The sequence below is a fragment of the Erwinia sp. B116 genome (genome assembly GCF_002865965.1).
Taxonomy (GTDB): domain Bacteria; phylum Pseudomonadota; class Gammaproteobacteria; order Enterobacterales; family Enterobacteriaceae; genus Erwinia.
Map to the genome: position 1 here is coordinate 7,850 of NZ_JRZZ01000032.1, position 7,909 is coordinate 15,758.

Below are 7,909 nucleotides of genomic sequence, written 5' to 3' on the forward strand. Positions count from 1 at the left end.
CCGACGAAGTACTGGAAGGCAGCCGCATCCTGGCGCATATCCTGCAGGCGGAGCGGGTGCTGATCGGTATTGAAGATAATAAGCCGGAGGCGATCGCCGCGCTGCGCCGGGCGCTGGGCGACGCGGCCGACCTGCAGATTCGGGTGATCCCGACCAAATACCCGTCCGGCGGCGCTAAGCAGCTGACAAAGATCCTCACCGGTCAGGAAGTACCGCACGGCGGGCGCTCGACCGATATCGGCGTGCTGATGCAGAACGTCGGCACCGCCTTTGCGGTGAAGCGCGCGGTGGTCGACGGCGAAGCGCTGACCGAGCGCGTGGTGACGCTGACCGGCGAGGCGGTGCAGCGCCCGGCTAACGTCTGGGCGCGCCTCGGCACCCCGGTCAGCCATCTGCTGCAGCAGGCCGGTTTTATCCCCGGCAACGAGCAGATGGTGGTGATGGGCGGCCCGCTGATGGGCTTTACCCTGCCGGCGCTGCACGTGCCGGTGGTGAAGATCACCAACTGTATACTGGCCCCTTCCGCCAGCGAGATGGGCCACAGCGAGCCGGAAAAAGGCTGCATCCGCTGCAGCGCCTGCGCCGACGCCTGCCCGGCGGGGCTGCTGCCGCAGCAGCTCTACTGGTACAGCCGCGGTGGCGATCACGATAAGGCCCGCGAGTACAATATCGCCGACTGCATCGAGTGCGGTGCCTGCGCCTACGTCTGCCCGAGTAATATTCCGCTGGTGCAGTACTACCGTCAGGAGAAGGCCGAGATTCAGGCGATCGATCTGGAATCCGAACGTAATACGCTGGCAAAAGCCCGCTTCGAAGCCCGTCAGCTGCGTCTGGAGCGCGAAAAGCTGGCGCGGGATGCAAAGCACCAGCAGGCCAAACGCAGCGCCGCCGAGCGCTCGCCGGCTGAACTGAACGCTGCGCTGGCGCGGGTGAAGGCGAAACAGACCGACGCCGATGCGCCGCAGGTTACCGCTACAGCAGAACAGGAGAGCGCCGTAAGGTCAGCACAGCGCGAGGCGCGTCTGGCCGAAGCCCGCGTGCGTCAGGCCGAGCAACAGGCGGCCAGCGTACCGGTCAGCAATCAGATCGAGGATCCGCGTAAAGCCGCGGTGGCTGCCGCGCTGGCGCGTGCTAAGGCGAAGAAGGCCGCGGCAGCTGAGGGCGCGGTACCGGCTGCAGATGCAGCGGCTGAAGCGACTGTCACGGCTGCCGCGCCTGCTGCGCCGGCGGCAGCGGCAGAGAGCGATCCACGTAAGGTTGCTGTTGCAGCAGCAATTGCCCGCGCCAAAGCGAAAAAAGCGGCTCAGAGCGCTGAGCCAGTAGCTGAAACAGCCACTGAAACGGCCGTCCCGGCTGCCGAACCTGCTGCTCCGGCGGCTGAAGCCGACCCACGCAAAGCGGCGGTAGCAACAGCGATCGCCCGTGCCAAAGCGAAGAAAGCCGCTCAGGCCGCTGAGAGCGCTGAGAGCGCTGAGACAGCAGCAGACGCAGCTGCTGAATCTCCTGCCCCGGCAGAAGAAGCCGACCCGCGCAAAGCGGCCGTAGCTGCCGCAATCGCCCGTGCCAAAGCGAAAAAAGCGGCGCTGGCGGCTGAAAGCGCTGAGCCAAAAGCAGCGCCTGAAACGGCTGCCCCGGCTGACGAACCTGCGGCTTCGGTGGCAGAAACCGATCCCCGCAAGGCCGCCGTTGCTGCCGCAGTTGCCCGTGCTAAAGCGAAGAAGGCGGCGCTGGCCGCTGATAACGCGGCAGCGTCGGCAGAAGCAGCGCAGGCTGCCGCCGCCGTGGTGGCCGACGCACCTGAATCTGAAACTGAACACCCTGCGCCCGTCGACGCCGATGCGGCGCGTAAAGCTGCGGTGGCCGCCGCAATAGCGCGCGTGAAAGCGCGCAGGATGCAGCAGCCTGAGACGCAAGAGGATTAAATGGCTTTTCGAATTGCTAGTTCACCCTATACCCACAACCGCCGCAGTACCGGCACGATAATGATGCTGGTGCTGCTGGCCGCGGTGCCGGGAATAGCGGCACAGTGGTGGTACTTTGGCTGGGGAAATCTGATTCAGGTGGCGATCGCCGCCGCCGCCGGCATCGGCGCCGAAGCGGCCATTCTGCGCCTGCGCAAGCTGCCGCTGGTGCCGGTGCTCAAGGATAACTCGGCGCTGCTCACCGCCCTGCTGCTGGGGATCAGCATTCCGTCGCTGGCCCCGTGGTGGATGGTGGTGATCGGTACGCTGTTCGCGGTAGTGATCTCCAAGCAGCTGTACGGCGGCCTCGGGCAGAACCCGTTTAACCCGGCAATGGTTGGCTACGTGGTGCTGCTGATCTCCTTCCCGGTGCAGATGACCAGCTGGCTGCCGCCGGACGCGCTGCAGGGGATCACCCCGACCTTTGCCGATACGCTGAGTATGATCTTCCGTTTCCATACGCTGGACGGACACACCATGCAGCAGCTGCAGATCGGCATTGATGGCATCAGCCAGGCCACGCCGTTAGATAATTTCAAAACCGGGCTGCGCGCGGGCCACTCCGCTGAACAGCTGCTGGCGCAGCCGATTTACGGCGGCGTGCTGGCCGGCCTTGGCTGGCAGTGGATCAACGTCGGCTTCCTGCTGGGCGGGCTGTTCCTGCTGTGGAACAACAGCATCCGCTGGCATATCCCGGTGAGTTTTATTGCCTCGCTGGCGCTGTTTGCCACCCTCGGCTGGCTGTTTTCACCGGAAAGCCTGGTGTCGCCGATGGTGCATCTGTTCTCCGGCGCGACCATGCTCGGCGCGTTCTTTATCGCTACCGATCCGGTGACCGCCTCCACCACCAATAAGGGGCGGCTGGTGTACGGCGTGCTGATCGGCCTGCTGGTGTGGCTGATCCGCAGCTTCGGCGGCTACCCGGACGGCGTGGCGTTTGCCGTACTGCTGGCTAATATCACCGTACCGCTGATCGACTATTACACCCAGCCGCGCGTTTACGGCCACCGGAAGGAGAAGTAAATGCTGGATGCGATTCGTAAAAACGGCGTAACGCTGGCGGTGTTTGCCGCCATTACCACCGGCATGACCGCCGTGGTGAATACGGTGACCAAACCGACCATCGCCCACCAGACGGCCTTACAGCAGAAGGTGCTGCTGGACCAGGTGGTGCCGCCGGAGCTGTACAATAACGCCATTCAGAAAGAGTGTTACGTGGTGAGCAATCCGGCGCTGGGCAACGCGGCCCCGCACCACCTTTACGTGGCGCGAAAGGACGATAAGCCGGTGGCGGTGGCGATTGAAACCATCGCGCCGGACGGCTATTCCGGGGCGATTATGATGATCGTCGGCGCTAACTTTAGCGGCACGGTCTACGGCACCCGGGTGGTGGAACACCATGAGACGCCGGGGCTGGGCGATAAAATCGAGCTGCGTATCTCTGACTGGATCAACAGCTTCAACGGCCGGCAGCTGAAAGGCGTGGATGATGCCACCTTCGCGGTGAAGAAAGACGGCGGCACCTTCGATCAGTTTACCGGGGCCACCATCACCCCGCGCGCGGTTGTGAATGCGGTAAAACGCACCACGCTGTATATTGAAACCTTACCGGGGCAGCTGGCATCGCTGCCCGCCTGTGGAGACTCCAATGAGTGAAGCGAAAACCCTGCTAATCGGCGGGCTGTGGAAGAATAACTCGGCGCTGGTGCAGCTGCTCGGGCTGTGCCCGCTGCTGGCGGTGACGTCGACCGCCACTAACGCTCTCGGCCTCGGCCTGGCGACCACCCTGGTGCTGACCCTGACCAACAGCGGTATTTCGATGTCGCGCCGCTGGGTCCCCGCTGAAATTCGTATTCCGATCTACGTGATGATTATCGCTGCGGTGGTGAGCTGCGTGCAGATGCTGATTAACGCGTACGCTTACGGTCTGTATCAGTCGCTGGGGATCTTTATCCCGCTGATCGTTACCAACTGTATCGTGGTCGGCCGCGCTGAGGCGGTCGCTTCGAAGAGCAGCATTCCCCTCTCGGCGCTGGACGGCGCGGCGATTGGCCTGGGTGCCACCAGCGTGATGGTGGTACTGGGTTCAATCCGCGAAATTATCGGCAACGGCACGGTGTTTAACGGTGCCGATCAGCTGCTTGGCCCGTGGGCGCGGGTGCTGCGCATTGAGGTAGTGCACTTCGACTCACCGATGCTGCTGGCAATGCTGCCCCCGGGGGCGTTTATCGGCCTCGGCATGCTGCTGGCCGCCAAATACCTGATCGACAATAAAATGAAGCAGCGGGCGGCGCTGAAGGCGGAGCGCGAGGCCCGCGCGCTGCCGGATGGCAAGCCGGAGGCGCTGTGAATAAAGAGAAACGCGAACAGATCCTGATACGGTTACGCGACGATAACCCGCACCCGACCACCGAGCTGGCGTTCACCACGCCGTTCGAACTGCTGATCTCGGTGCTGCTGTCGGCGCAGGCCACCGACGTCAGCGTCAATAAAGCGACGGCGAAGCTCTACCCGGTGGCCAACACGCCGGCGGCGATCCTTGCGCTCGGCGTGGACGGCGTAAAGGAGTACATCAAAACCATCGGGCTGTTTAACGGCAAGGCCGAGAACATGATTAAGACCTGCCGCATGCTGCTGGAGCTGCACGGCGGCGAGGTGCCGGAGAACCGCGAAGCGCTGGAAGCGCTGCCGGGCGTTGGTCGCAAGACCGCTAACGTGGTGCTGAACACCGCCTTTGGCTGGCCGACGATTGCGGTGGATACGCATATTTTCCGCGTCTGTAACCGCACCCGCTTTGCGCCGGGGAAAAATGTCGACGAGGTGGAGCAGAAGCTGCTGAAGGTGGTACCGGCAGCCTTTAAGGTCGACTGCCATCACTGGCTGATCCTGCACGGCCGCTACACCTGCGTGGCGCGCAAGCCGCGCTGCGGCTCCTGCCTGATTGAGGACCTGTGCGAGTTTCCTGAGAAGGTGGAGATCGGCGCGTAACCTGGCGGACGTCTGCTCTGCTGGCTTACGTAACAGGCTTACTGTCTTACTGTCTTACTGTCTTACTGTCTTACTGTCTTACTGTCTTACTGTCTTACTGTCTTACTGTCTTACAGCGCATATCCTCGTTAACAGAGCTTGCCGCTTTTAACGAAAAAAAACGGGCAGGGTTAATCCCCCTGCCCGTTTTTTATTGTGCCGCCGCAGCGCTCAACGACTTACAGCGATTTAGCCAGGCGTTCTACCGCGGTGACCAGATCGGCGTCGGATACCGTTGAGTAGGAGAGACGCAGGGTGCGTTTATCCGGGGCGTCGTTGTAGAAGGCTTCGCCCGGTACGTAGACCACGCCGTTGGCCAGCGTTTTGCTCAGCCAGGCGGTGGTGTCGAATTCGTAACGGAAGCGCGCCCACAGGAACATGCCGCCTTTTGGCTGGCTGAACTCAATGTGGTCGCCCAGTTTCTCGCGCAGCGCGTTAGCCAGAATCTCCCCTTTCTTGTGGTAGAAGTCGCGCATCAGCGCGATCTGCTGCGGCAGGCGGTTCAGCGCCAGGTACTGCGCGGTGACGATCTGCGTCATCGAGTTGCTGTGAAGATCGGTAGCCTGCTTGACGATAATCGCCTTGCCCGCCAGCCACTCCGGCATCACCAGCCAGCCGATACGCAGGCCCGGGGCGAGGATCTTGGAGAGCGTAGAGGTGTAGATCACCTGGTCCGCGCAGCCCAGCTCCTTCGCGTGCTGGTAGAGGGTTTTCCAGCGGGTTTCGGTGAAGTTAATTTCGCCGTACGGGTCATCTTCAATAATGATAAAGCCGTGCTCTTTGGCCAGCGCCACTACGCGGGCGCGGCGCTCTTCGCTCAGGGTTTTGCCGCCCGGGTTGCCGAAGGTCGGCACCAGATAGACCATCTTCACCTTAGTGGTGGTCAGCAGGTCGGCCAGCTGTTCAACCAGCATGCCGTCATCGTCGGTATCAACGCTCTGAATATTGGCCTGCGCCAGCTGAAACACCTGCAGCGCGGCGAGATAGGTTGGACGCTCGACCACTACCACATCACCCGGATCCAGCAGGGTACGCGCCACGATATCCAGCGACTGCTGCGAGCCGGAGGTAATGTAGATCTCTTCGGCCGGGCAGTTTACGCCGCGCAGGCGGCACAGCTCGCTGACCGACTGGCGCAGCGGCGAATAGCCCTCGCTGAGGCCGTACTGGAAGGCATCGTTAAAATTGCCGCTCATCACCTGGCTGACCGCCAGCTCCAGCCCTTCACGGTCAAACAGTTCCGGTGCCGGAATGCCGCCGCCCAGCGAGATCACGCCCGGCAGTTTGCTGTGTTTGAGGAGTTCACGTACGGCGGAAGGTTTCAGTTCGCTGGCGCGGGTTGCAAGTTGCTGATCGTGCATTTTATTATTGTGCCTGTATCCGGTAAAAATGGGTTTATTCACTCTATTCACAACCCCAGCCCGTGGCAAGCGATGTTAATCGCACGGTGACAAAAAAAGGCATTACTTTGCATAATGTGCGGGTTACACGGCAGGCTGGCTGAGCAGTGCGATAAAGCGATCGCGCAGCGCATCCGGCCGCAGCGGGTTCCACACCAGGCCGGTGTCCCAGCGGGTGAAGGGGCCATGCAGCGGCAACATTACCACTTCCGCTGAGGCAACGGTGAGCGCACTTAGCGGCAGGATAGCCACGCCGTTGTCGCCGGCCACCAGCGCCAGCAGCGTCTGTATATCCCGCGCGTACTGCTGCACCTGCGGCTGCCGCTGATGCAGCGCCAGAAAACGGGCGATCTGCTGATTCAGGCCCGGAGCCCGTTCCTGATGCAGCGCCAGCAGCGGCAGGCGCTCAAGTACCTGATAGTCCGGCCCGTCAGCCAACGCCGTCGCCACCGATTCACGCTGCGGCCGTGCAACGGCCAGCGCCAGCGTCTCGCAGCGTAGCGACATTCCGCTCAGCGGCGGCTCCACCGGCAGGCGCATAAACCCCAGCTGCAGCGATCCGTTCAGCAGCGCAATGGCCTGCTCGGCTGAGGACATATCCTCAAGGCTGACGCTAACCTGCGGATAGTGCTGGCGAAACGCCGCTACCCGGCGCGGCGCATCGGCAATGCCGGATATTCCAAAACCGATCGCCAGCTGACCGGCCTTGCCGCTGGCGACCTCTGCCGCCAGCTGCTGCAGTTCCGCCCCCTCTTTTACCAGCTTCTGCGCTTTTTCCAGCAGCTGCTGCCCCGCAGCGGTCAGCGTTGCGCCGTGGCGACCACGGGTAAACAGGGTCACACCCCACAACAGCTCCAGCGCCTGGATGCGTTTGGTTAGCGCGGGCTGGGTCAGGCACAGCTGCTCAGCGGCGCTGCGGTAGCTGCCGGTACCGGCAAGGGTGATAAAGGCCTGTAACTGTCGGATATCCATTCTTTTCCGTTATCAAACGCTGACGATTATTCATTATATTAACCGGTGCGCGTTAATTACAATCCCCCTCATCGCGTTAATAAGGGGATAGTTATGAGTCAGCATTTTGTATTTCTCAGTAAAGATACCACGCTGGTTCCGCAGTCGTTAAATGATGCCGATGCCGGTGAAATTATCCGTTCACTGTTGCTACAACAGTTCAGCCTGTCGCCGTTAAGGTTGCAGGCAGACAACAGCAGAGAGGCGCTGGAAAAGTACAGGGCGATGAAGTTAAAGCATAAATAACAGTAAATTATACTCATAAAAAATTAAACCTGTTCATCCCGCCTGATGCACGCAAGAGCGAATTAATGATCCCTCTACAGCAGGCATGACCTCTTTTTCTGTGGTAAATAATTAACAGCTTAGAAACTTACCCTATAAGCGGCAAAGTAAATAGCCCGGATATTTAATAACAGCTGTTCTTGTCGTTTAAGGGGGATATTTCGCCACAGGGCCAGGGTATGTGGAAGGAGGATATAAATAGGATCGCTAACGGCGGGGCTCCTT

8 protein-coding genes are annotated in these 7,909 nt (G+C 61.2%); 6 read left to right on the top strand and 2 right to left on the bottom strand.

From position 1 onward, the window contains the following. From rsxC to nth, 5 genes are all read left to right on the top strand, one after another. Positions 1-1,922, top strand: a 1,922-nt coding sequence (rsxC, locus tag NV64_RS17745; protein ID WP_233209030.1) for an electron transport complex subunit RsxC, incomplete at its 5' end; no start/stop codon positions are given. Continuing rightward, positions 1,923-2,984 (top strand): electron transport complex subunit RsxD, encoded by a 1,062-nt coding sequence (rsxD, locus tag NV64_RS17750; protein WP_101506451.1) that lies wholly within the window; start codon positions 1,923-1,925, stop codon positions 2,982-2,984. Continuing rightward, positions 2,985-3,617, top strand: coding sequence for an electron transport complex subunit RsxG (gene rsxG / locus NV64_RS17755; RefSeq protein ID WP_101506452.1), 633 nt, complete (start codon positions 2,985-2,987; stop codon positions 3,615-3,617). Next, on the top strand, positions 3,610-4,311 hold the full coding sequence (locus NV64_RS17760; protein WP_056241608.1) for an electron transport complex subunit E: 702 nt from the start codon (positions 3,610-3,612) through the stop codon (positions 4,309-4,311). Before rsxG ends, NV64_RS17760 begins: the two co-directional genes overlap by 8 nt. Then, positions 4,308-4,949: an endonuclease III gene (gene nth / locus NV64_RS17765; protein WP_101506453.1), complete on the top strand. Its 642-nt coding sequence runs from the start codon at positions 4,308-4,310 to the stop codon at positions 4,947-4,949. Before NV64_RS17760 ends, nth begins: the two co-directional genes overlap by 4 nt. Before the next feature lie 218 nt (positions 4,950-5,167). Here nth and NV64_RS17770 read toward each other — a convergent pair whose 3' ends face one another. Next, a complete protein-coding gene (locus NV64_RS17770; protein ID WP_056241613.1) occupies positions 5,168-6,349 on the bottom strand; it encodes a PLP-dependent aminotransferase family protein in 1,182 nt (393 codons plus the stop codon). Between the two features lie 123 nt (positions 6,350-6,472). Beyond that, positions 6,473-7,360 (bottom strand): LysR family transcriptional regulator, encoded by an 888-nt coding sequence (locus tag NV64_RS17775; RefSeq protein WP_056241615.1) that lies wholly within the window; start codon positions 7,358-7,360, stop codon positions 6,473-6,475. A gap of 93 nt (positions 7,361-7,453) precedes the next feature. Between NV64_RS17775 and NV64_RS17780 the strand changes: the two genes are divergently transcribed. Then, positions 7,454-7,645 (top strand): hypothetical protein, encoded by a 192-nt coding sequence (locus NV64_RS17780; protein WP_056241618.1) that lies wholly within the window; start codon positions 7,454-7,456, stop codon positions 7,643-7,645. Positions 7,646-7,909: the final 264 nt, after the last annotated feature.